This is a genomic window from Pigmentiphaga litoralis (assembly GCF_013408655.1).
GTDB lineage: Bacteria > Pseudomonadota > Gammaproteobacteria > Burkholderiales > Burkholderiaceae_B > Pigmentiphaga > Pigmentiphaga litoralis_A.
In genome coordinates, this window is record NZ_JACCBP010000001.1 from 2,576,486 (window position 1) to 2,600,165 (window position 23,680).

Here is a 23,680-nt window from a genome sequence, read left to right on the forward strand (position 1 = left end):
CTTGCTTATTTGAATTCGGGAAACGGCGGAACCGGTCATTGACGGTCTTCGCGCCACAGCGACAATTTCTGATGCACGGGCGCATCTGAGAACGAGAAGAAAACTGCCTCGTCCTCGGCTTCTATCTGATGCAGGTGCCAGCCTGGCACCGCAAGGATGTCCTGCGGGCCCAGGAAGAACGGTTCCCCGTTGACCGTGACGCGCAGTCGACCTTCAACGCCGACAAACACAGCGCCATCCGTGGAACGATACGGACGTGTCCGGTACGACTTGGGAAGAAGGCGCATGCTTGCGCCGATGGTGGGAAGCGCCGGATCGCCGTTCGTCGGGTTCACATACCGAACCTCGTAGCCGCGATGGGCATCGATGGATTCTTGCCGGACGATCAAATGCAGCGCTGCACGCGTGCGCTCGTACGAGTATTTGAACAAAGGCGATGAGCTGGTCTTGCTGTCGTCGGGCCGCAGCAGCCCGCTACCGTACCGAAGCAGCGACTCGCCTTCGGCGCGATGGACTGTCTGCGCGGCATCCTCGTGCTGCTGCCGAAAACCCGAATGAAGGAAGCTCACCAACGGCACGTCCAGGCCATCCAGCCAGACAACAGGGCTGTCCCCCACGTTGCCGTGGTCGTGCCAGGTCCAGGCTGGAGTGATGATGAAGTCGCCCGGGGCCATGCTTACGCGCTCGCCATCGACGGCGGTGTAGGCGCCGCATCCGTGCATGGCGAACCGCAACGCCGACTGGGTATGCCGGTGCGCGGGCGCCACTTCGCCGGGCAGGATCAGTTGAAGCCCCGCGTACAGGGTGTCGGTGACACGAGACTGCCCTTGCAAGGCGGGATTTTCGAGTACGAGAACCCGGCGCTCGGCTTGCTCGGCTGTGATCCGCTCTCCGGCTTCGAGCAAGTAGGGAAGCGCGTCGGAGAATCGCCAGGCATACGCCCGCGCGGTCGGTCTGGGCTCCTCCGGTACCAGGCGGGAAAGCGAGACCCATAGGGGAGCCAGATTCTGGCGCGCGAGCTGCTCGTAATAAAGGGACTCCCCCGCAGCGGACGAAGGCGTGGCTTGCGCGATTTCATTCGGGACGGCGGTGTTCACGGCAGGTCTCCTTGCAAGGGCTGCGCGGCGGACGTTGACTCAGCCAGCACCTTGACCGCGATTTGTGCGCGCAGTTGGGCGCGATCAAGCTTGCCAACGCGCGTGGTCGGAAATCCCTCAGACGCCTCGATGCGTTCCGGCAACTTGAACTTGGCAAGCCCGTGCGAGAGCAGGTACGCCCCCAGTTCCTTCACGGTCGGCAAGCAGTGGCCTTGGCGTGGGATAAGAAAGGCGCAGGCTTTCTCGCCATAGATCGGATCCGGCATGGCGACAACCTTTCCGTCAGCAATGGCGGGATGCCGACTCAGCAAGTGCTCAATGTCTTCCGTGCCAAACTTCTCGCCGCCGCGGTTGATGTTGTCCCGCATCCGCCCTTCAAACGCGTAGACGAGCTGCCCGTCGATCACGGCGGACCGCATCAGGTCGCCAGTTCGGAAGAACCCGTCCTGAGTGAAGCTGACGGCATTGATTTCTGGCGCGGCGTAGTAACCGCGCAGCGATGACGGTCCCCTGAAACAGAGTTCGCCCGGTTCGCCGACGTGCGCCTCGTCTTCGGTCCCGGGTCTTAACAGCCGAACTTCGTCGTAGGCCGAGCACGGCATTCCAACCGTGCCATGGCGAACCAAAGCGGGTGATGCAGGCATCCCCGTCAACACCAACCCTTCGGTGATGCCGAACATGTTCATTGACGACACGCCGGTGGCGCGTTCAATGGGCTCGGCGCCGATCAACGTAAACAGCGAACGCAGCGACGAGAGGTCGTGCGCTTTTACGCCGGGGTAAGACGCGATCGCGGGTGCATGCGGTCCGATGGTGAAGGCATGCTGCACCCGTTCCCGCTCGATCGCATCGAAGTACTTCGCGACGTCCCACTGCGGCAGCAATACCGTCGTCGCCCGATATAGCACGGTGCGCACGATCGCAAACATCATCCCGGCGTTGTGCAGCATCGGAAGCGCCCAGATGCCCACGTTGCCATCCTGCATGTCGTAACGTGAACACCACGAACGCACGTGCCCCTGGTATTCGGCATGGAATCGTGGAATCAGCTTCGGCACGCCCGTGGACCCGCCGGATAGCTGGAACACGGCAACGTCTTCGCATCCAAATTCGGCCGTGGTGTCCAAGGAAGCTGCTGGCTCGACACCTTCACCCAGGCTTTCCAAGGTATGACTGCCAGGTTCCCCGGCACCTCGCGCGACGATGACGTGCGGGATGTCATGGCGATCGGCCATGGCGCTTGCGAATGCCACCAGATCGAAGCGGCCCCCGGCATCAGCCTGAACAAAGTACGCCTTGGGGCGGGTCAGTTCGATGAGCTTGGAGATCTCGAGTTCGCGGTACTGCGGGATGCTGCACACAGGCACGATCCCGGCTTTGAAACACCCAAACAGGGCAATGGCGGTTTCGATCGTTGTTCCCATCTGGAACATTGCACGGTCGTGTACCTGCAGGCCCAGTGCCCGGAGCCCCTGCGCCAGACGCTCGGCCCGTTTATCAAGCTCTGCGAAGCTGATCCTGTGCTGCTCGCACACAAAGGCGGTCCGCTCCGGGGCGTCTTTTGCCGCGCTCCGAAGCGCTTCGCCAAGAGTCTGCCGTTCCCATGCGCCGGATTCCAGGTAATAAGCCGCCCGTTCCGTGTCGGCGTAAATGACACCGGGCATGGGGCGCAATGGCCCGATGGTTCGATCACCACCCGAAGCGGATGCGCCGTCCGCCGTCCCGGGCCCGCTGCAGTGCTGCTGCATCGTTGTCTCCTTGCTTTTCTTGTCCTGATGGAGACAGATGCTCGGGGAGCGGCGAGATAACTACAATAGAATGAGATTGATATCTTCCATTTGCCCCGCAAATAAACGGTGCCGCCATGCCCCCCGACATCGACTTGAAATTGCTGAGGTTGCTGACGCAGATCCACGCGCTGCGCAGCGTGTCCAAGGCAGCGGACGCCGTACACCTGAGCCAGCCGGCAACCAGCCTGGCGCTGGGACGCCTGCGGCGCATTCTGGGGGACGAATTATTTGTGCGGGGTACGGGCGGCATGCTTGCCACGCCACGCTGCGACGAGATCGTCGCGAAAGCGCGAGACGCATTGGACCTGATCGACAATGTCGTATCGCATACGCCCGTATTCGACCCTCTCACTGCGCGCCGCTCGTTTGTGGTCACGCTCTCCGATATCGGAGAAGCGGTCTTCCTTCCAAAGTTGATGGCGAATCTGACGCGCCAGGCACCGCATTGCAATCTGCGGTCGCGAGCCTTGTCCGCGCTTGAATTGCCGCCCGCGATGGAAAGCGGTCAGGTCGAAATTGCCATCGGTTTTTTCCCCGACCTCGAACGGCCCGGCTTTTTCATGCAAAAGCTGTTTGACCACCGTTTCGTCTGCCTTGTCCGCAAGAATCACCCGCGCGTGCAGGGCGATAAGGTGTCTTTGCCTGTGTTCCTGGACCTGCCGCACGCGGTCGTGGAGCCGGAAGGCCGAAGCCATGAATTGTTCGAACGCCTGCTCCAGGAGCGGGGCCTGACGCGGCGTGTGCAGCTCAACATTCCGCACTTTTTGAGCGTGCCCGCGATCGTCGCCGCGACCGACATGATCGTTACGGTGCCCCGAGCGGTGGCGGAATACTTCGTCCGATTTGGCGACGTTCGAATCGTCCAGCCCCCCATCAATACTCAACGGTACGCATTGAAGCAGCACTGGCACGCGCGCTTCAATGCAGATCCCGGGCTGAAATGGTTCAGAGGGCTGATCGCGACGACGTTTCATGGTTGATCATTCGTCGCTTCGATTACCCGGCCCGGGTGCGTGACGACAATCCAACTTAGTACATGCGAACAAAGTCGTAGTTCGCGGGCGTCTGCGTGAATAAGCTGTGTCACTCGCTTATTCGCAGCAGGATCAACGACGATGACATACGCCCATGGAATGTTGGGCCTTTTGCTTGGCGCCTCGGTGCTCGGCGCAGCCCATGCCCAGACCGGTAGCAACTTCACCACTCCCGTCCCAGCCAATACGCAGCTGGTGGTAGCGGATCAACGCCAACAATTGCAGGTGGCCTTCGCCGCATCGGGCGAAGAAAAAAAGCTGCCGTTCAAGGTGAAATTTGCCGACTTCCGCGGGGGGCCTGCCATTCTTGAGGCCTTCCGCGCAGGATCGCTGGACGTCGCTATCGTGGGCGATGCGCCGCCGATCCAGGCGCACGTGTCGGGCAATCCGCTACCTATCGTCGCGGCCCGACAATTCACGGCGGTCACTTACCAATATGCGGTGCGTCCCGGCCTTTCCCTCACGTCACTGAACGACATCCGCGGCAAGAAGATCGCGTATGCCGAAGGTACCGCGACACAGTCCTTTGTACTCGCCACGCTCAGCAAGATCGGGCTCACCAAGAAGGACGTGACGCTCGTCCCGCTTCGTATCGTCGACTTCCTGGATGCCGTACGCAGTGGTGCCGTCGATGTGGCGCCGCTGAATGAGCCGCCCTTTTCCCGCTATGTGACCCACTTCAAGAAGGACGGTGCAAGCGCCCTGCCCGAACAGGAAGTGGCGGGCCTCCCGCAGGGCCTGAGCTATATCTATGCGAGTCCGACGGCACTGAAGGATCCGGTGAGGTCCGCAGCCATCGCCACCTTCATTGCGCAATGGGTCAAGTCGTCGCAGTGGACCGAAGAGAATGAGCAGGCCTGGGTGCAGGCCTACTACGTCAAGAGCCAGAACTTGCCGGCCGAGGTGGGCAGGCAGGTGCATCAATCGCTGGGAAAATCCACGTTCCCTCGTCTGTCGGACCTGATTCCGCGGCAGCAGAACACGATCAATCTGATTCATGCGGCGGGAGACATCCCAAAGAAGCTCGACGCCAGGGAAGAGTTTGACTTGAGGTTCAACGACACCGCCGCAAGCGCCGCGCGTGCGGCGCTATGAAGCCAGGTGCCCTATGAGTCCACCCATTGAATCCGGCGATGTGGCGCTGACTGAACTTGCACTCGATCGTCAGCCGACTACCTTACAGGTGCACGCGCGTCGTTCCTCGTACCACCGCTTTTCGCCGCGCAGGCTTCCGAAGGGCAGCTACTTGTTTGGTCCATTCGCTGTCCTGGTGGTGTGGCAGTTCGCATCTGTGACTGGATTGCTGTCACCGCAGTTGCTTGCGGCACCTTCCAGCGCCCTGATCGCGGGCTACGAGCTGTGGACCGACGGTGTGTTGGCCAGTCACCTGCTCGCCTCCGCAGTGCGCGCCTACAGCGGACTGGTCCTGGGCGTCGCGCTTGGGCTGGTGCTGGCCTTGATATCCGGCCTGACCCGCATTGGCGAGGCCACTGTGGACGGCCTGGTGCAGGTCAAGCGCGCCGTACCCACCCTGGCGCTTATCCCGCTTGCCATCTTGTGGCTGGGTATTGGCGACGCCATGAAAGTCACGATCATCACCCTTGCCGTGCTGGTACCCGTGTACATCAATACGCACACGAGTCTGCGCGGCATCGACATTCGTTATGTGGAACTGGCACGAACCGTGGGCTTGAGCTATTCGGAATTTCTGAGGCGGATTGTTCTGCCGGGTGCGCTGCCTGGTTTCTTTACAGGCTTGCGCCTTGCAGTCACCACCTGCTGGACCTCGCTGGTGGTTCTGGAGCAGATCAATACGACGGAAGGCGTGGGGTTTTTGATGAACCGTGCACGTGACTACGGGCAGACCGAGATCATCGTAGTTGGCCTGATCATTTATGCCGTGCTGGGTCTGAGTTCGGACGCGCTCGTTCGCGCCTGGGAGCGCCGTGCGCTGGGCTATCGAAAGGCGCTCGGTCAATGACCCGACACGCGCATGCCAATGATCAGGCGGCCGCATATCAGCCCCCCGCAACTGCGGCCGCAGACCGCCCGGTTCGCGTTCGCAATCTAGTCCGCGCATTCGGTGACAAGCGAGTACTGGACATCGTCTCGCTTGATATCGCACCTGGCGAATTCGTCGCGCTGATCGGAAAAAGCGGATCCGGAAAAAGCACGTTTCTGCGTGCGCTGGCCGACCTGGATGACGACGTGCAGGGCTCTGGCAGCATTCAAGTTCCAGAGAACCGGGCGGTGCTGTTCCAGGACTCCCGGTTGCTTCCCTGGGAGAACGCGCTCAATAACGTGACCCTGGGATTGCGCGCCACCGATGCAGGGCAACGCGGACGACGGGTACTGAACGACGTCGGTCTTGCAGGGCGCGAACACGCGTGGCCAAACGCGCTGTCGGGTGGGGAACAGCAGCGGGTCGCCCTTGCCCGCTCACTGGTTCGCAGCCCGCAACTGCTGTTGGCCGACGAGCCCTTTGGCGCCTTGGACGCGCTGACACGCATCAAGATACACGACCTGATGTTCAAGCTGGTCGAGGTACACCGCCCCACCGTGTTGCTCGTCACCCACGATGTGGATGAGGCGCTGGTGCTTGCAGACCGTGTGCTGGTCATGGATCAGGGACGGCTGATCGTGGACAAGCGGATCAGTTCGCCCCATCCGCGTCACAAGTCGTCCGATACCTTCGACACATTACGCAATGAGCTGCTCGCCGCGTTGGGCGTGGCCGTCAGCGTCTAGTCAATCATCAAGGAAATTTCATGAACGCTCCGTATGCAGAAGGTCTGGTCCAGGAAGACGCGAACGATCTGGCTTTGCCAGACCACGTCCGGGTACGCCCGCTATCCGCCTACACCGGCGCAGAGATTCACGGTCTGGACCTCTCCCGGCCACTGTCGCCAGATGAAGTCCAGGCAGTCCAATCGGTGCTGTTGCAATGGAAGGTGGTGTTCTTTCGTGACCAACCTCTTTCACATGACCAGCACATTGCGTTTTCCCGCCAGTTCGGAGAACTGACGGTGGGCCATCCCGTTTTCGGCCACGTCGACAACTATCCCGAGCTGTATGCCATCTCGAAATACCGGAAATCGAATTCGCACGATTCGCGTCCGGAATTCAAGCCCTGGCTGGGCTGGCATACGGACGTCACCGCCGCCATCAATCCGCCGGCGGCGTCGATCCTGCGAGGGGTCGTCGTGCCACCGCATGGCGGCGACACGCAGTGGTCCAACCTGGCTGCCGCCTTCCGCGGGTTGTCCGATCCCTTGAAGGACTTTCTGCGCGGGCTGCGCGGCCGTCACGAATTCAGCGCGCCTGCTGGCGCCAAAGAGTCGCCGGAATATCGCGCCGCCGTCAGCCAGCGGCAATTGGTCAGCGAACACCCTCTGGTACGCCGCCATCCCCAAACGGGTGAAGAAGTGCTGTTCGTCAGCCCGGGCTTTCTCAAAAGCATCGTCGGGCTGCATGCGCGCGAAAGCCGCCTATTGCTCGAAATGCTGTGGGAGCACATCATCCGTCCGGAATTTACCGTGCGCTTCAAGTGGGAACCAGGTTCGATCGCCTTCTGGGACAATCAGGGCACGGCCCACGCTCCGCCGTTCGACATCTTCGACTTGAGCTATGACCGTCAGTTGTTCCGTACCACCCTGGTCGGCACCGTGCCGGTTGGCGTGGACGGCCGTCCGTCCAGCGCCATCTCTGGAGATCCGATGCTGGCGCATCATTCCGCAGCATACTGAGGATGAGTTAAAACGCTTCATGCACGACAACGACACCGCCGCCCGGCAGTTGTCGCCCTATCGAAGAAGCGAGCAGCCCAATGAAGTGGATAGAACCGGTACGCCTGTCAGGCAAGGCCGTCAGGCTTGAACCCTTGCGCGCCGAGCACCAGGTGGCGCTGCAAGACGCTGTTGCGGACGGCGCGCTGTCCGGGCTTTGGTTCACCAAAATTCCGTCGCCCGACGGCATGGGTGAAGAGATCGCCCGGCGGCTTGCGCTTCAGGACGCGGGCACCATGATCCCCTTCACGGTGCAAGACATCGCGACCGGAAAGGCGCTGGGCATGACGACGTTCATGAATATCGAACCGGCGCATCGGCGGCTGGAAATCGGGTCCACGTGGTACCGGGCGTCGGCGCAGCGCACCGGTGTCAATACCGACTGCAAGCGGCTGCTGCTGACGCATGCTTTCGAAACGCTGGCTTGCATTGCGGTCGAGTTTCGGACGTCGTCGTTCAATCGGGCGAGTCGCGCCGCGATCGAACGACTGGGCGCCAAGCTGGATGGCGTGTTGCGCAGCCACCAGATTGTCGAGGGCAACATTCTGCGCGACACCTACGTGTACAGCATCACCGCGAGTGAATGGCCGGCGGTGAAAAAGAACCTGTCGGTGCTGGCCAGGGACTAGTACTCGGTGGTACAGAGTGCAGCGGTGGTGCGAGCCCGGCTCGTTCAACCGAGCCCATCCCTGGCTCATCCGCACTCCCGAGTTACGAGCCGTCACAATCCTCATATGATTGTCACTGCAGCGCGGATCTACCTTGGCGCTTACCAGGACAATTTGAATGAACGTACTCATTATTGAGCAGTTGCCAAGTGTCCAGCACGCCATACGCCGCGTCGTGGAAGCGATGCCCGAGTTCAAGAAGCTGACGACAGTCGGACGGGACGCGGCGCATGAATCGGTGGATGCACGACAGAACACGCTGCTTATCTTTGGCTGCTCGGCCAATCTCGTTGAAGACCGGGCCTTGTTGGCTGAGACGATCCAGCGGTATGCGCCTTTGCGCAGCCTGGCCCTGTACGAAAACCCGGACCTGGATTTTGCGCATAGCGCGGTCCGCCTTGGTGTCGCGGGCTATGTGTCGAAGGCTGCCGCACCGATCGTGATGCGGGCGTCCTTGAATCTGTTGCGCGTCGGCGGCAGTTGTTATCCCCCGCTCGCACGGACACGGCCCATCGGGACGCGCGACGCACCGACCTTCATGGAGCCTGGCGGCTTGCGTTTGACGGCCGCAGCACCTCCCCACCTGACGGGCCGCCAGACCCAGCTTCTGGGCATGCTTGCTGCCGGCAAGGACGCGCGTGCGGTGGGCAAGAAGATGGGCGTGACCGTTGCCACCGTCAGAAGCCATGCCAACAAGCTGTATCACAAGCTGGGCGCGCGAAACCGTGCTGAAGCGGTGTTCAACGCTTCGCGGTTGGGATTGGTCTAGCCCAGGTGGAAGAGGATAGCTGAGTCAACGCCGCGCATGCGGGGCTCAGTTGATCTTCAAATTACCTTGCCTGATGAAGTCAGCGATCTGCCGTGCCTCGCGGCGGTAGCTGTCACCGAACTGCGCTGCCGTCTGGCGTTTGACGATGATGCCCTCCCCCGCCAGCTTTTCCGCCACGGCGGGATCCTGCAGGGCCTTGCCGATGGCCAAGTTCCATTGGTCGACAATGGCCGGTGGGGTGCCGGGCGGCGCAAACAGGCCCAAGGCCCCGCTTGCATTGAAGCCCGGTGCGCCCTTGTCGGCGATGACCGGCAGGTCCGGAAACAGCGGCGACGCATCGGGCGACCCGATAGCCAGGGCGCGCACTGTACCTGCCTGCAGATGGCCGGCCGCCAGCGATGACGAGCTGAAGGTAGCCTGCACCCGGCCGCCCAACATGTCCGTCAACATCTGGGCAGCGCCCTTGTAGGGCACGGCCGTCATGCGCGTCCCGAACACGGAGTTCAGATGTTCGAGCGCAAAGTGGTTGGGCGATCCAGTGCCGCTTGTGCCGAAGTTGATTTGGCTGGGTCGGGCCTTGACGTAGGCAATGAACTCGTCAAACGTCTTTGCGGGGAAATCGGCATTCACCAGCAACAGGGTGGTCGGGCGCCCGACCGACGCAACGGGGATCAGGTCATTGACGGGATCGAAGGCCAGATTGCGTTCGATGGCGCTTGCGATCTGCAAGGACGTATAGGCGGTGAACAGCACGGTGTAGCCGTCGGGCCGGGCCTTGGCCACGACGCCGGCGCCGATCACGCCGGCCGCGCCGCCTTTGTTGTCGGGCACGACGGGCTGGCCAAGAATGGGGGCCAGTGCCGCCCCCACCTGCCGCGCCACGGTGTCGACAATCGCCCCGGGCGGATAGCCGATGACGAGCGATACCGGGCGGACCGGGAAGGTGGCCTGGGCCTGGACGATCGCGGGCGCGCCGGCCAGCAGGCTGGCCAGCGCAGCCGACGTCAACCAGCGGGCCAATGGGTAGGGGAAGTGGGGCATGTCGTCTCGCTGCAGCAGGGGCGGACATCAAGGTAGAGGGGCACGTCCCGGAAGGCAAGACGGCGATCGCAGCTTTCCGCCTGGTGGAAAGAGCACCCGATCCGGTACGCTAGCGATCCTCCGATGACTGGCTACTGACCGAAGGCGCCTGCTCCCATGATCTCGCTGCTGGACCCCAAATGGGCAACGTTCGTTGAAGTTGCGGAATCCGGCAGCCTGACGCGGGCGGCCGTGCATCTGAACGTGCCGCAATCGATGGTCAGCCGCCACATTGCGCAGCTGGAGCGCGATTGCAAGAATCGCCTGTTCCGCCGGACGGGCCGAGGCGTCGTGCTGACGGCGTTTGGCGAACAGGTCTTTCCGCGTATCCAGGCGATCATTGCGGACGCCGAACGTATTTCCGACGCCATCGAAACGTCGAGCGGCTTGCCGGTGGGCGAAGTGCGCGTGGGCTTGCTGCCATCGACCGTCCCCTTGCTGGCCAGCACGCTGTATGCGCATGTTCAGGCTGCGTTCCCTGGCGTGCAGTTGCACCTGAGCGAAGGTCCCAGCAGCATCCTTGAAGAACAACTGGGCGAGGGGCGGCTGGACATGGGGCTGCTGCTGCGCGAAGGCCAGCCACCGACGGCGGACGAGACGCTGCTGGCACAGCCCCATTTGCGGGTAGTGGGACCGGCCGGCGATCCGTTGCTAGCGACCGGCACGATTGCACTGGCGAAGCTGGCCGGCCTGCCTTTGATCGTGCCGAGCCGCCCTCATCCCTTGCGGGCGCGGCTGGACAGCCTGGCCGAGGCGCGCGGCATGCGGCTGCTGTTTGCGGTCGAGGCCGATTCGATCCGGCTGCAGCACGAAGTCGTCGCGGCGGGCGGCGGCTACGCGTTGACGTCGGGGCTGTTCGAATCCATAGCCGACCCCCGTCTGGCCAGCGCCAGGATCGTGAAGCCGCTGCTTCCGCGCAGCCTTGTGCTGGCGCATTCCATCCGGCGGCCGCACACGCTGGCGACGCGCGCCGTGCAACGCCTGATCGGCCAGGTGGCGCCCAAGCTGCTGAAGTAAGCGACGGGTCGCAGGCGGCGGATCGTCTGCGCCGCGCCCTGCCGCCAGCTATCTGCGCGGTAGATAGCTGCTTTCCTGTGCGGTCCCTGGCTCGCTGCCGGCATTGCTTCTAACGTTGCGCCATCCGCTGACAAAGGAGCGCCACGTTGACTGCCACGCTGCCCCGGGCTGCTGTCCAGGTCCCGACTGTTTTCATCAGTGACGACGCCGTCATGCACCTGACCGATTGGCCGTCCGCCATCGCAGCCTTGCGACAGGCCTACGAAAGCCCGGTGACACCGGATATGGTGCCGCCCAGGATGATGGCCCGCGGCCAGGGCTTCTGGCTGCGCAGTCTGTGCGCGGTGTCGCCGTCGGGCGAGACCATGGGCAGCAAGCTCATTGCCGCATCGCCGCGCGCCCACCGCGCGAGCTATCTGATTTCCTTGTTCGATCAACGCACGATGGACCTGGTTGCCCTGATCGACGGCAACCAGATCACGGGCATTCGTACCGCCGCCACCGCCGCCCTGGCCGTGGACTTGCTGGCGCCCCGCAAACGGCTGCGGGTCGCGGTGATCGGCAGCGGCTTCGAAGCCCAGGGGCAACTGGCCGCGCTGCTGTCCATCCGTCCTGTCGAACGGGTCCGGGTGTACAGCCCCACGCCCGCCAGCCGCGCGCGCTTCGTCGACCGTTTCCTTGCCAAGGTGAATGACGTGCAGGCTGCAGAGTCAGCCCGCCAGGCCGTCGAGGGCGCCGATGTCGTGCTGTGCGCCGCGCGCAGTCGTGACGAGTCGCCAGTGCTGTCGGGCGCCTGGCTCGAGGCCGGCATGACGGTGGTGTCGATCGGGTCGACCTTGCCGGAACAACGCGAGATCGACGCCGACGCGATGGCGCGCGCGGCAATCATCGTGGCCGACATGCCCGATGAAGTGGCGCATGACACGGGCGACGCCATCGCGGCACGGCGCGCCCACATCGACATCGACAGCAAACTCATTTCGCTGGCCGACCTTGCCTCGGGACGCGCGGCAGGACGCCGCAGCCCGGACGCGATTGCGCTCTACAAGTCCGTGGGTAGCGCCTTGCAGGACGTCGTCATTGCCGAAGCGCTTTGGCGCAAGGCGCGTGACGAAGGCCACTGCACGGTGCTGCCGCAGACCATCCTGACGATCGATAAATAACGCCCTATTCACCAACCCATCACTGGAACGACTCCATGGCCAACTACAAGAAACACGAAGCCCGTCAATGGGCACGCGAACACCTGACCGGATGTTCGTCGGTCACGATCCCGAGCTACAGCGCCGACCTGACCCGCCTCAATGAACGCGGCATTCGCCACGATGTGCAGCGCGTGATCGACTCCGGCTTTTCGTACACCCTGCTGTGCACCGAAGTCGCCATCACACCCGAAGAAAATGCGCAGTTCACATCGTGGGCACGCGACACGGCCGGCAATCGGCTGGGCCTGTTCTTTCATGCGGCGTTTGGCACCCTGCAGGAAAACATCCGTGCGGTGAAGCTGGCCGAAGCGGCGGGTGCGGACCTGGTGCTGCTGTCCTATCCGCCGCAATTCTGGCCGACCAGCGAGCAGGAAATCTTCGACTACACCAAGACCTTCTGCGATGCCACCGACCTGGGTGTGATGCTGTTTCCAATTCCGCTCTGGGGCTTCGAGCGTATCCACCCGGCGGGCATGTCGGTCGCGTTCGTGCGGCGCCTGCTGGATGCGTGCCCGAACATCGTCGCCATCAAGGCCGAACAGGGCTTTCCACTGGTGGCGGGGCTGTGCGAGATGTATCACCATTTCAGGGACGAGGTCGTGATCAGCTGCCCGATCGAAGGTGACGCCATCCCGATGATGAGCCTGATGACGCTGCAGTTTTCAGGCACCAGCTACACGCAGTGGATGGGTGATCATTACCCCAAGACGTTCGAGCTTGCCCGCAACGGACAATGGGAAGAAGCCATGGAGCGGTTCTGGAGCGTGTCCCCGGCCCGCAAGGCGGCGGGGGCTGCCACGGCGGCCTATGTCATGGGCACCGACGTGCTGAACCGCACCAACTGGAAGTACATGGACTGGCTTGCTGGATTCAATGGCGGCCCACTGCGGGCGCCGGCGATGCGCATTCCCGATCGCTGGATGAAGACGCTGAGGCAAGGGCTGATCGCATCGGGATTGCCGGTGACGTCAGACCCCGACAGTGCGTTCATCACGGGCCGGTTCCCCTGCTGAGGGGTCAGACACCAAGGCGGGTAACGCCCACAATAACAACGACATTCGGAGACATATCCCCATGACTGCTCACCGTTCCTGGGTCCATCGCGTCACGCATGCCAGCGCCAGCGCATTGAGCGCCCTGCTGCTGACCCTTACGGCCGTCCACCCGGCGCAGGCGCAGCCCGGCCCCATCAAGGTCATCGTGCCTTACCCGGCAGGCGGCGTGACCGACCTGGCTGCCCGCGTGCTGACCGAACGGATGGCCAGGACACTGCAACAGACGATCATCATTGAAAACGTTGCGGGGGCAGGCAGCCGTATCGGTACGGTGTCCGCCATGCAGGCCAAGCCGGATGGAAGCACCTTGCTGTTCACCAACATCAGCTACAGCACGCTGCCGCTGGTGGACCCGGGCTTCAGGCAGTCGCCCTTGACCGCCTTTGCACCGGTCGGACTGGCGGCCACGTACGGCGCGATCCTGGTCGTGCATCCAAGCCTGCCGGTCAAGACCCTGACCGAGCTGGTCGAGTACGCGCGCCGGCATCCGGGGCAGCTGTCGTACGGCAGCGCGGGGATAGGCAGCGGATCCCATTTTGCGGGGGAATACCTGAAGGCGCTGACCGGCACCGACATCATCCACGTGCCGTACAAGTCGACCACCGCGGCGTTGAATGATCTGATTGGCGGACGCATTTCGATGGGCATCGATGCCACGGTCAAACCGTATATCGACAGCGGCAAATTGCGTGCGCTTGCCATCGTGGGATCACAACGCGACGCGCGGCTGCCCGCCGTGCCGATCGCGGATCAGGCCGGCGTGCCGGGGCTGGACATGGATGCGTGGCTGGGAATGATGGCGCCGGTGGGAACACCACCGGCTACCCTCAAGGCCTTGAACGGCGCGTTGAATGCCGCCCTGGGAGATCCCGCCGTGAAGGAGCAGTTCGCATCGCTGGGACTGAACCTGCAGCAGGGTGGCCCGGAGCTGCTGACGCAGCAATTGCAGAAAGACGCCGCCCTGTACAAAAGCATTGTCGACAAGGCCAATCTGCGGTTCGAGTAAAGGGCGGGCGCCCTTTACTCTCCCCCCTTACTCGTCAGCGCCCTGGAACTTTCTGAGTCCCTTGAAGACCAGTGGCGCGAACAATGCGACCACGGCCAGCAGCAACAGCACGGCCGATCCCGGATTGGTAAAGAACACCATCGGGTCGCCCAGGCTGATCTGCAGGGCGCGGCGGAACTGGATTTCGGCCATGGGCCCCAGGATCAGGCCGACGATCATGGGCGCCACCGGGTAGTCCCAATAGCGCATGGCGTAGCCGACCAGGCCGAAGATCAGCAGCATGCCCAATTCCACGGCCGACGGGTTCGCGGCGAGCGTTCCCAGCAGCGCGAAGAGCAGGATGCCGGCATACAGCCAGTGCTGCGGAATGGCGAGCAGCTTGACCCACAGTCCCACCAGCGGCAGGTTCAGCAGCAACAGCATGGCATTGCCGATCAGGAAGCTGGCGATCAGGCCCCAGACCAGTTCGGGATTGGTGGTGAACAGCAGCGGTCCAGGCACCAGTCCGTATTGCTGGAAGCCGGCCAGCAACATGGCGGCGGTCGCCGACGTGGGCAAGCCCAGCGACAGCAACGGCACCAGCGTGCCGGTGGCCGCGGCGTTGTTGGCCGCTTCCGGGCCGGCCACGCCTTCGATGGCGCCATGCCCGAATTCTTCCGGATGACGCGCCAGCTTGCGTTCGACGGTGTATGACAGCAGGGTCGGCACTTCGGCCCCGCCTGCCGGCAGCGCGCCGATCGGAAAGCCGATGGCAAAGCCGCGCAGCCAGCCTTTCCACGAACGCGACCAGTCTTCGCGTGTCATCCACAACGAGCCTTTGACCGGGATCAGCTTTTCGGCCTGACCGTTGAAGCGGGACAAGACGAACAGCGTTTCCCCCACGGCAAACAGGCCCACCGCCAGGGTCGTGATCGAGATGCCATCGAGCAGCACGGGCACGCTGAAGTCCAGGCGCGATTGCCCGGTCAGCTTGTCGATGCCGATCAGGCCCAGCGTCAGGCCCAGCACCAGGCTGGTAAGACCCCGCATGACGGACGTCCCGAAGGTCGCGGCCACCGTGACAAACGCCAGCATCATCAACGCAAAGTAGTCCCAGGGACCGAAGTGCACGGCAAGCTCGACCAGCCAGGGGGCAACCAGGGCCAGACCGATCGTTGCCAGGGTGCCGGCAAAGAACGAGCCGATGGCCGCGGTGGCGAGCGCGGGCCCGCCCCGGCCGGCGCGCGCCATCTTGTGCCCTTCGATGGCGGTGGCGATCGATGCCGCCTCTCCGGGGGTATTGAGCAGGATGGCGGTGGTGGAACTGCCGTACATGCCGCCGAAGTAGATACCGGCGAACATGATGAGCGAGCCCGTGGGATCGAGCTGGAAGGTGACAGGCAGGAGCAACGCGACCGTCAGGGACGGACTGATGCCGGGAAGGATGCCGACCAGGGTGCCGAGCAGCACGCCGATACCTGCAAACAGCAGGTTCGACGGCGTTGCGGCCACCGCCAGGCCATTCAACAACAATGACAAGGTATCCATGGTCAGTCCGCCGCCCGATACAGCACCGCTTCGACCAGGCCTTCAGGCAGGCTCAGCGACAGCAGTTGCGTGAAGAACAGCGACGCCACCGTGGACAGCACCAGCCCGATGGCGATCGAGGTGATGCCCACCGGCTTGCCGAACGCACGCGCCGAGGCGACGAACATCAGGGTTGCCGCCAGGATGAAGCCGCCGTTGAAGGCGACGCAGACGATCGCGGCGATCCATCCACCGGTACACCATGCCAGGGCTGGCACATTGACGGGCGCAGTCGGCCTCGGCGCAAAGCGCCGCAGCTTGAACGCCTGGACCCAGTGCGCCAGGCCCAGGGCAATCAGCGCCACCGAGACCAGCCGCAAGGCCGCGGAAGGACCGACGCCCATGGTGCCGGCCGACCGCAGGCCGCCGGCGTTGATGTACAGCGTGGCGGCCAGCGCAAAGAGGCCGACGCCGATGAAGAACGGCGCGCGCCAGGAACCGAATACCGATTCGGGACGGGTGTCGTTCATTTCACCAGTCCGATCGACGTCAGCGCTGCCGACACCCGCTCACGCTCGGCTTTCAGGAACGCGTCGAAGGCCGGGCCATCCAGATAGGCATCTTCCCAGCCGCGGGTCTTGAGCACGTTCTTCCATGCCGGGGTGGCCACGGCGCGCTGGATCGCGGCGCCCAATGCCTGGCGTTGCGCAGCGGTGATGTTGCTGCCTGCCACGACACCGCGCCAGTTGGTCAGCACGACGTCCAGGCCCTGCTCTTTCAGGGTGCCGGCCGACTCGCCTTCCACCTTGCGGTCGCCCGACACGGCCAGGGCGCGCAGCTTGCCTGCCTTGATCTGGCTTTCGAACTCGTTGTAGCCCGACACGCCAGCCGTCACGCGCCCGCCCAGCATTTCGGCCAGCGCTTCGCCGCCGCCCGAGAACGGCACGTAGTTCAGTTTGCTGGTGTCGCCGCCCGCGGCCTTGGTGACCAGGCCTGCCAGGATGTGGTCAGCGCCACCGGCCGAGCCGCCCGCCCAGACGACCTTGGCCGAATCGGCCTTGATGGCCTTGGCCAGGTCCGCCATGTTGCGGTAAGGCGACTGCGCGGGCACGACCACCACCAGCGGATCGGCGGTAAGGCGCGCGATCGGGGTCACGGCATCCAGGCCGACGGGCGCCTTGTTCATCAACACGGCGCCAACCAGGGTGATCCCCATCATCAGCGCCTGGTTGCCGTCCTTTTGCGCCGCACCGGCGAACTGGGCCAGGCCGATCGTGCCGCCCGCGCCAGGCACGTTGACCACCTGGACAGACGGGACAATCTTTTCGGACATCAGGACTTGCTGGAGCGCGCGCGATGCGCCGTCCCATCCACCACCGGGAGCCGCAGGCGCAGTGAGCTTGATTTGACGAGGTACGGATGCGTCAGCCGCGTGGGTAGGGGCGACAGCGAAACATGCCAGCGCCGTGAGGATGGCGGCGCAGGGTTTCTTGATGAAGTTCACGGTTTGGTCTCCAGAGTTGCTTGCGCAGATCGCAGCATCGTGTAATTGCATTTTAGTTTTACGAAATGCAAAGAGCGAGCTATGGTTTTCCATAGTCGACTCTGAGCATTTGTTGCCGCGCAGGGCGTTCCGGAGATGTTTTGTGAGAGTGTTCCGGACCGGCCCGCAGCAAATGCCCGAAAGCCACGGCTGCGCTCAAGATGCCATTGCGCTGGGGCGGGGTCAACCGGTTTTCAGGTGGGGCCGGACGGGCCAACGTTTCCCCTAGATTCTTTCCCGTCGTTCATCGATGACCGCGAGCAAGGTCGTCGAGAACGCTTCCAGCGCGGTGGGCTGCTCGCGGCCCCGTTTCATGATCAGGTGGAAGGCGAGCGACAGCACGGGATCGGTCAGCGTGGCGACCGCCAGCTGCGCGCCGTGGCCCAGGGGCACGGCAAACGAGGGGACGATGGCCGGGCCGACGCCCGCGGCGGCCATACCGATCACCGACTCCAAGCGATGCAGATGGATGCCGTCGCGGCGGGCCACGTTGCAGGCGGCGCGGCACTTGTCGATCTGCTGCTGCAGGTCGGCGGCGGGATGCAATTCGACGAAAGGCACGTCGGGCAGGTCCTGCCACCGCAGGCGCTTGGGCAGGCGGCCGCGCGACCGCGCCCTGAGCGGACCCGTCCTGGCTTCGACATAGACGAGGTCGAAGTCGAACAGCGGCCGTCTCAACACATTGGGCACGCGCTTGGGAAACACCCCCAGCGCGCAGTCCAGTTCGCCGCTGCGCACCAGCGCTTCCAGTTCCGGCAGGGGCAGGTCCACGATATGCAAAGTGAGCGCGGGATGGGTCTGCTGCATGCGCATGTACACCAGCGGCATGACGCTGGCCGAGAAGATCGGTGGCACGCCAATGCGCAGATGCATCCGGCGGCTTTCCGACAGCTGGCTCAGGACCGGTGCGATCGTTTCGATTTCGTCGACCACCTGGCGCGCGACGGGCACCAGCTTCTGACCGGCTGGCGTGAGCCCGACCGAGCGGGTGGTGCGCTCGAACAGGCGGCAGGACAGCTGCGCTTCCATGTCCTGCATCATCAGGCTCAGGCCCGGCTGGCTGATGTGGATGCGCTCGGCCGCCCGCGTCATGCTGCGCGTCTCGACCACGGCAAGGAAGGCCTTGAAATGCCGGATGCTCAGATTCATAAGCACGGACTATGAATGGATTAGGGACATATATTAGACATATCGCCAGCGCCTTCCTACCATCCGTACACACAGCCGAAAAGGCGGGTTGAGGAGACAGACGATGGCAGGCATTTCAACAGGGGTCGCGCTGCGGCTCGGGGCGACGGCCGTGGCGGCGGTCACCCTATCTTCAGCGGCCCTGGCGGCCGACGCAGCCTGGCCGGACCGGCCGGTGACGCTGGTCGTGCCGTACACCCCGGGCACCAGCATGGACACGCTGGCGCGGGCGATCGGGCCGAAGCTGTCGCAGCGCATCGGCCAGCCCGTCATCGTGGAAAACCGCCCCGGGGCGAGCGGCAACATCGGCACCAGCTACGTGGCCAACGCCGCGGCCGACGGGCACACCTTGCTGATGACGGTCAGCACGTTCGTGATGAATCCCAGCCTGTTCAAATCCGTGCCTTACGACCCCGTGAAAAGCTTCGTCCCGGTGGGGCAGGTCGCGACCGGCGCGCTGGTGTTCGCGGTGACTCCGGGGTTTGAAGCGACCACGCTGACCGAGGCCCTGCAGCGCTTCAAGTCGAAGCCGGGTCAGTACGCCTATGCGTCGCCGGGCAAAGGCACGCCGCAGCACCTGGCCATGGAGTTGTTCAAACTGAACGCTGGCGTGGACGTGCTGCACGTGCCCTACAGCGGTTCGGCCGGCGCGGTAACGGACTTGCTGGGCGGACAGGTGCAGGCCATGATCCTGCCCGCCAATACCGCGCTGGGCTTCCGGCAGTCGGGCAAGCTGCGGGTGCTGGCCGCGACGCAGGCAACGCGGATTCCGGTCATGGCCGACGTGCCGACCCTGGCCGAGCAAGGGGTACGGGGCGCCGACGTGGACCTGTGGTTCGGCCTGCTGGCGCCCGCGCGCACGCCGGCGCAGGTCGTTGCAAAGATCAACCAGGAGGTCAACCAGGTGCTTGCGATGCCTGACGTCCAGGCAAACATGGACAAGCTGGGCCTGGTGGTCGCGCCCGGCACGCCCGACGCCTTCGGCAAGCTGGTTGCCGCCGAAACCACACGTTGGGCCAATGTCATCAAACAAGCCGGCATTACCGCAGACTAAGGAAAGCATCATGAACCAGAAACCCAGAGTGATCATTGCGGGAGCAGGCATCGGCGGCCTGACGGCAGCGGCATGCCTGCTGAAACGCGGCTATCCGGTGCAGATCTTCGAGCAGGCGTCCGCGCTGGCCGAGGTCGGCGCCGGCGTGCAATCGAGCGCCAACGCGGTCAAGGTGCTGATCGACCTTGGCCTGCGCGACGAACTGGAAAAGACCGCAGTGCGGCCCGAGGCTTTTGAATTCCGCCGCTACGACACGGCCGAACTCATGCACCGCATTCCCCTGGGCAAGCAGCATGAAGCGGCCAATGGCGCGCCCTACTATCACATCCACCGGGCCGACTTGCACGAGTTGCTGGCCAAGGCGGTCATGGCGCTGGATCCCCACTGCATCCACCTGAAGGCCCGGGCGATCGGATTCGATCAGGGGCCCAAAGGTGTGGTGCTGCATCTGCACGACGGCCGGCAGGCGCTGGGCGATGTGCTGATCGGCGCCGATGGCATCAAGTCGGCGATCCGCACGCAGATCCTGGGCCCGACGCCGGCAAGCTATACCGGCGACGTGGCATGGCGCGCCGTAATCCCGACGCACCGTCTGCCCGCCGACATCATGGACACGGTGTCCACCGTGTGGTGTGGCCCGAAGCGGCACGTGGTGATGTACTACCTGCGGGCGCGCACGCTGCTGAACTTTGCCGGCCTGGTCGAGCATCCGTTTGCCGAAGTCGAATCCTGGACGCAGAAGCGGCCGTGGGAAGACATGAAGGCGGACTTTGCCGGATGGCATCCGACCATCCAGACCGTGATCGACGCCATCGATCACGACAGCTGCTATCGCTATGCCTTGAACGACCGGCCGCCGGTCGACAACTGGAGCGAGGGCCGCGCCACCCTGCTGGGGGACGCAGCGCACCCCACCCTGCCCTATCTGGCATCGGGCGCGGCGATGGCGATCGAAGACGGCGCGATACTGGCCCGGTCGCTGGATGCCCACGACGATGTCACCGAGGCCTTGCAGGTCTACCAACGCACGCGGCTGGACCGCACGGCGAAGGTGGTGCGCGAGTCGGCGGGCAACCGGGATCTGTATCGGATCGAAGACGTGGCCGCGATGCGGCAGGCATTCGCGGACAAGGACATGACCAAGACGCGCGCGCAGTGGTTGTATTCCTACGATCCGCTGTCGGTGACGCTGGCGGATTGATCTTCAGGCGCTGGCGCTTTGGCGAAACAGCGCGATGATGGTCGCGCGCAGCCAGGTGTGCGACGGATCGTTGGTAAAGCGGCGGTCCCAATGCATGGCGACGCCGAACTTGCTGTTGGGCAGCACCACGGGCAGCACCGCGTGTTGCCGGGTGTTCATCAGGCGCCGTGCAATCGCCACCGGCATGATCACCGCCAGGTCCGTCTTGGCAATGAGGGTGGGCAAGGACAGGAAGTGCGCGCACCGCAGTGCCAGCTGCGACTCGATGCCCAGCTGATGCAGGATGCGCAGCGTTTCGGCATGGGAACTGACCGCCACGTAGTCGAGCGATCGCAGGTCCTGCAAGGTGGGTGGGCCATCGTGCGCCTTGAGCAGCGGGTGCCCTGCCCGCACCACGACGGAATACCGGTCGCGGATCAGTTCGACCTTTTCGGTATCCATGACGGACGGCAGATAGCCGAACGCAAAGTGGATCTTGCCGGTGGCCAGCGCATCGGCAATGTCTTCGTGCGGCAGCGGCGACGTTTCCACGCGAATGCCGGGCGCCTGCCGATGCAGGGCCGCGATCAGTTCCGGCAGCAGCCGGGCTTCGCCAATGTCGTTCAGGTGCAGGCGCAGCGTCATGCGTGACTGCGCCGGGTCGAATCGCTCGGCCCCTTTCAGCACGCCTTCGATCGCCGACAGCGAAGGCTGGATGACCGCCACCAGCTGTTCCGCGCGCAGCGTGGGCCGCACGCCGCTGCCCGATCGCACGAACAGAACATCCCCCACCGCCTGCCGCAGTCGCGCCAGCGCCTGACTGGCCGCGGGCTGGGACAGGCCCACCGCGTCGGCACCCCGGCTGACGCTGCCAAGGCGATAGATGGCTTCGAACAATCGAAGCAGGTTCAGATCCAGGTCTTTCGCGCTGGTGTCTTCCCTGGTCGCGGTGCGTGCCGCCAGCCCCTTTGCCACTGCCGTCTCCTTATGCATCTATCTAATATTCTCTTATTAGCTTCATATTATTGTTGAATAGTACGCGCGCATCCACACTCCCTGCCACGACAGCAAGGAGTTTCGATGGACCACCCTGTTTCACCCTCCGCCCACGACGACCGCATCACCGTGCGGGAAGCCGTATTCCGGCTGCTTCGCGATCTGGGCATGACGTCGATCTTCGGCAATCCCGGATCGACCGAACTGCCGATGTTCAAGGATTTTCCCGAAGACTTCGACTACGTCCTGGCCCTGCAGGAATGCGTGGTGGTCGGGATGGCCGATGGCTACGCGCAGGCCACGCACAACGCGGCATTCGTGAACCTGCATTCGGCAGCGGGTGTCGGCCACGCCATGGGCAACATCTTTACCGCGCACAAGAACGGCACGCCGCTGGTGATCACGGCGGGTCAGCAGGCGCGATCGCTGCAGCCCTTCGATCCCTTCCTGGGATCCAATCAAGCGACCGAGCTTCCCAAGCCCTATGTGAAGTGGAGCGTGGAACCGGCGCGTGCCGAAGACGTGCCGCTGGCGATCGCGCGTGCCTATTACATCGCGATGATGCCGCCGTGCGGGCCGGTGCTGGTGTCGGTGCCTTCGGACGATTGGGACGTGCTGACGACCCCGGTGGAGGCGCGGCGCGTCAGCCGGCAGTTGCGGCCCGACGCCGACCTGCTGCAGGACATCGGGGCCGCCCTGGATGCGGCGGTGGCGCCCGCGATCGTGGTTGGCGCCGCAGTCGATCGCGACGGTGCATGGAATGAAGCCGTCGCCTTTGCGGAACGGCATCAGGCCCGCGTGTACGTGGCGCCGATGTCAGGCCGGTGCAGCTTCCCGGAAGATCATCCGCTATGGGGTGGTTTCCTGCCTGCCATGCGCGAGCGGATTGTTGAACGACTTGGCGGTCATGACGTCGTCTTTGCGCTGGGCGCCCCGGCGTTCACCTACCACGTAGAAGGCGCCGGCCCGCATCTGCCAGCGCACGCCCGGCTGGTGCAACTGACCGATGACCCGCAGGTCGCAGCCCGCGCGCCGGTCGGCACGTCGGTCGTCGGCAGCATTCGCCAGGGGCTGCGCGATCTGCTGGCACGGCCTGCGCCGGCCGAACGCAAGCCACCTGCGCCCCGCGTGCGCGCGCCCCGCCAGCCAGTGCCTGACGCCGAGGTCCGCTTGCCGGTGGACTGGGTGTTGCAGACCCTGAACGATCTGCGCCCCCGCGACAGCATCATCGTTGAAGAGGCCCCCAGTGCGCGGCCGCGCATTCACGAACATCTGCCGATCTACGCGTCGGAAACCTTCTACACCATGTGCAGCGGCGGACTGGGATTCGGCCTGCCCGCCGCGCTGGGCGTGGCCATGGGCAAGCCCGACAAGCGGGTGATCGCCCTGATCGGCGACGGGTCGACCATGTATGCCGTGCAGGCCTTGTGGACCGCCGCGCAGCGCAAGCTGCCCATGACCCTTCTGATCCTGAAGAACCAGCGCTATGCGGCGCTGCATGAATTTGCGCGGATCTTTGGCTACAAGCCCGGCGAGGCCGTGCCAGGCACCGCGCTGCCCGACATCGACTTCGTCGGGCTGGCTGCCGCCCAAGGCGTCGACGGCGTCAGCGTCGCCACGGCGGGCGCGTTCGAAGACGCACTGGCCCGCGCGCTGGTATCGAGCGGACCCATGCTGATCGAAATCGACATCGCCTAGACCACGGCG

General features: G+C 64.0%; 22 protein-coding genes. 14 read left to right on the forward strand and 8 right to left on the reverse strand.

The features are described 5' to 3' along the window. Nucleotides 1-35 precede the first annotated feature (35 nt). Nucleotides 36-1,097, reverse strand: a complete 1,062-nt coding sequence (gene gtdA / locus HD883_RS11610; protein ID WP_373563349.1) for a gentisate 1,2-dioxygenase — start codon at nt 1,095-1,097, stop codon at nt 36-38. After that, nucleotides 1,094-2,845, reverse strand: a complete 1,752-nt coding sequence (locus tag HD883_RS11615) for an AMP-binding protein (RefSeq protein WP_179585376.1) — start codon at nt 2,843-2,845, stop codon at nt 1,094-1,096. The genes gtdA and HD883_RS11615 overlap by 4 nt, the downstream gene beginning before the upstream one ends. A gap of 116 nt (nt 2,846-2,961) precedes the next feature. On the opposite strand from HD883_RS11615, the gene HD883_RS11620 reads away from it, so the two are divergent. The 7 genes from HD883_RS11620 to HD883_RS11650 all read left to right on the forward strand — a co-directional run bounded on the left by HD883_RS11620 (nt 2,962) and on the right by HD883_RS11650 (nt 9,143). Then, nucleotides 2,962-3,867 carry a LysR family transcriptional regulator gene (locus HD883_RS11620; protein ID WP_179585374.1) on the forward strand — a complete coding sequence of 302 codons (906 nt, stop codon included), beginning with the start codon at nt 2,962-2,964 and terminating at the stop codon, nt 3,865-3,867. Between the two features lie 135 nt (nt 3,868-4,002). Beyond that, complete coding sequence (locus tag HD883_RS11625; RefSeq protein WP_179585372.1) at nt 4,003-5,016, forward strand: PhnD/SsuA/transferrin family substrate-binding protein; 1,014 nt, start codon at nt 4,003-4,005, stop codon at nt 5,014-5,016. A 13-nt stretch (nt 5,017-5,029) separates the two neighbouring features. Then, nucleotides 5,030-5,902 (forward strand): ABC transporter permease, encoded by an 873-nt coding sequence (locus HD883_RS11630; protein ID WP_179585370.1) that lies wholly within the window; start codon nt 5,030-5,032, stop codon nt 5,900-5,902. Beyond that, nucleotides 5,899-6,669, forward strand: a complete 771-nt coding sequence (locus HD883_RS11635) for an ABC transporter ATP-binding protein (RefSeq protein ID WP_179585368.1) — start codon at nt 5,899-5,901, stop codon at nt 6,667-6,669. The genes HD883_RS11630 and HD883_RS11635 overlap by 4 nt, the downstream gene beginning before the upstream one ends. A gap of 20 nt (nt 6,670-6,689) precedes the next feature. Further along, on the forward strand, nt 6,690-7,667 hold the full coding sequence (locus HD883_RS11640; protein WP_179585366.1) for a TauD/TfdA dioxygenase family protein: 978 nt from the start codon (nt 6,690-6,692) through the stop codon (nt 7,665-7,667). An 80-nt stretch (nt 7,668-7,747) separates the two neighbouring features. After that, nucleotides 7,748-8,335: a GNAT family N-acetyltransferase gene (locus HD883_RS11645; RefSeq protein ID WP_179585364.1), complete on the forward strand. Its 588-nt coding sequence runs from the start codon at nt 7,748-7,750 to the stop codon at nt 8,333-8,335. Between the two features lie 157 nt (nt 8,336-8,492). Continuing rightward, entirely contained in the window at nt 8,493-9,143 is a 651-nt protein-coding gene (locus HD883_RS11650) for a response regulator transcription factor (protein WP_179585362.1), read from the forward strand. 45 nt (nt 9,144-9,188) lie between these two features. Here the strand turns inward: HD883_RS11650 and HD883_RS11655 are convergent, their stop codons facing one another. Beyond that, a complete protein-coding gene (locus tag HD883_RS11655) occupies nt 9,189-10,184 on the reverse strand; it encodes a Bug family tripartite tricarboxylate transporter substrate binding protein (RefSeq protein WP_179585361.1) in 996 nt (331 codons plus the stop codon). A 156-nt stretch (nt 10,185-10,340) separates the two neighbouring features. Here HD883_RS11655 and HD883_RS11660 point away from each other — a divergent pair, with 156 nt between their 5' ends. The 4 genes from HD883_RS11660 to HD883_RS11675 all read left to right on the forward strand — a co-directional run bounded on the left by HD883_RS11660 (nt 10,341) and on the right by HD883_RS11675 (nt 14,506). Further along, complete coding sequence (locus HD883_RS11660) at nt 10,341-11,240, forward strand: LysR family transcriptional regulator (protein ID WP_179585359.1); 900 nt, start codon at nt 10,341-10,343, stop codon at nt 11,238-11,240. 146 nt (nt 11,241-11,386) lie between these two features. After that, nucleotides 11,387-12,403 (forward strand): ornithine cyclodeaminase family protein, encoded by a 1,017-nt coding sequence (locus HD883_RS11665; protein WP_257022145.1) that lies wholly within the window; start codon nt 11,387-11,389, stop codon nt 12,401-12,403. Between the two features lie 35 nt (nt 12,404-12,438). Next, nucleotides 12,439-13,458 carry a dihydrodipicolinate synthase family protein gene (locus HD883_RS11670; protein ID WP_179585357.1) on the forward strand — a complete coding sequence of 340 codons (1,020 nt, stop codon included), beginning with the start codon at nt 12,439-12,441 and terminating at the stop codon, nt 13,456-13,458. Between the two features lie 61 nt (nt 13,459-13,519). Beyond that, a complete protein-coding gene (locus tag HD883_RS11675) occupies nt 13,520-14,506 on the forward strand; it encodes a Bug family tripartite tricarboxylate transporter substrate binding protein (protein ID WP_179585355.1) in 987 nt (328 codons plus the stop codon). A gap of 27 nt (nt 14,507-14,533) precedes the next feature. Here HD883_RS11675 and HD883_RS11680 read toward each other — a convergent pair whose 3' ends face one another. The 4 genes from HD883_RS11680 to HD883_RS11695 all read right to left on the reverse strand — a co-directional run bounded on the left by HD883_RS11680 (nt 14,534) and on the right by HD883_RS11695 (nt 18,704). Continuing rightward, entirely contained in the window at nt 14,534-16,033 is a 1,500-nt protein-coding gene (locus tag HD883_RS11680; RefSeq protein ID WP_179585352.1) for a tripartite tricarboxylate transporter permease, read from the reverse strand. 2 nt (nt 16,034-16,035) lie between these two features. Then, complete coding sequence (locus tag HD883_RS11685) at nt 16,036-16,542, reverse strand: tripartite tricarboxylate transporter TctB family protein (RefSeq protein ID WP_179585350.1); 507 nt, start codon at nt 16,540-16,542, stop codon at nt 16,036-16,038. Next, entirely contained in the window at nt 16,539-17,345 is an 807-nt protein-coding gene (locus HD883_RS11690; RefSeq protein ID WP_257022146.1) for a Bug family tripartite tricarboxylate transporter substrate binding protein, read from the reverse strand. Before HD883_RS11690 ends, HD883_RS11685 begins: the two co-directional genes overlap by 4 nt. A gap of 435 nt (nt 17,346-17,780) precedes the next feature. After that, nucleotides 17,781-18,704 (reverse strand): LysR family transcriptional regulator, encoded by a 924-nt coding sequence (locus HD883_RS11695; protein ID WP_179585345.1) that lies wholly within the window; start codon nt 18,702-18,704, stop codon nt 17,781-17,783. A 103-nt stretch (nt 18,705-18,807) separates the two neighbouring features. Here HD883_RS11695 and HD883_RS11700 point away from each other — a divergent pair, with 103 nt between their 5' ends. After that, nucleotides 18,808-19,797 (forward strand): tripartite tricarboxylate transporter substrate binding protein, encoded by a 990-nt coding sequence (locus HD883_RS11700; protein ID WP_179585343.1) that lies wholly within the window; start codon nt 18,808-18,810, stop codon nt 19,795-19,797. A gap of 10 nt (nt 19,798-19,807) precedes the next feature. Then, nucleotides 19,808-20,998 (forward strand): FAD-dependent monooxygenase, encoded by a 1,191-nt coding sequence (locus HD883_RS11705; RefSeq protein ID WP_179585341.1) that lies wholly within the window; start codon nt 19,808-19,810, stop codon nt 20,996-20,998. Between the two features lie 3 nt (nt 20,999-21,001). Here HD883_RS11705 and HD883_RS11710 read toward each other — a convergent pair whose 3' ends face one another. Next, entirely contained in the window at nt 21,002-21,952 is a 951-nt protein-coding gene (locus HD883_RS11710) for a LysR family transcriptional regulator (RefSeq protein WP_373563350.1), read from the reverse strand. A 105-nt stretch (nt 21,953-22,057) separates the two neighbouring features. On the opposite strand from HD883_RS11710, the gene mdlC reads away from it, so the two are divergent. Beyond that, nucleotides 22,058-23,671: a benzoylformate decarboxylase gene (gene mdlC / locus HD883_RS11715; RefSeq protein ID WP_179585337.1), complete on the forward strand. Its 1,614-nt coding sequence runs from the start codon at nt 22,058-22,060 to the stop codon at nt 23,669-23,671. Nucleotides 23,672-23,680 lie beyond the last annotated feature (9 nt).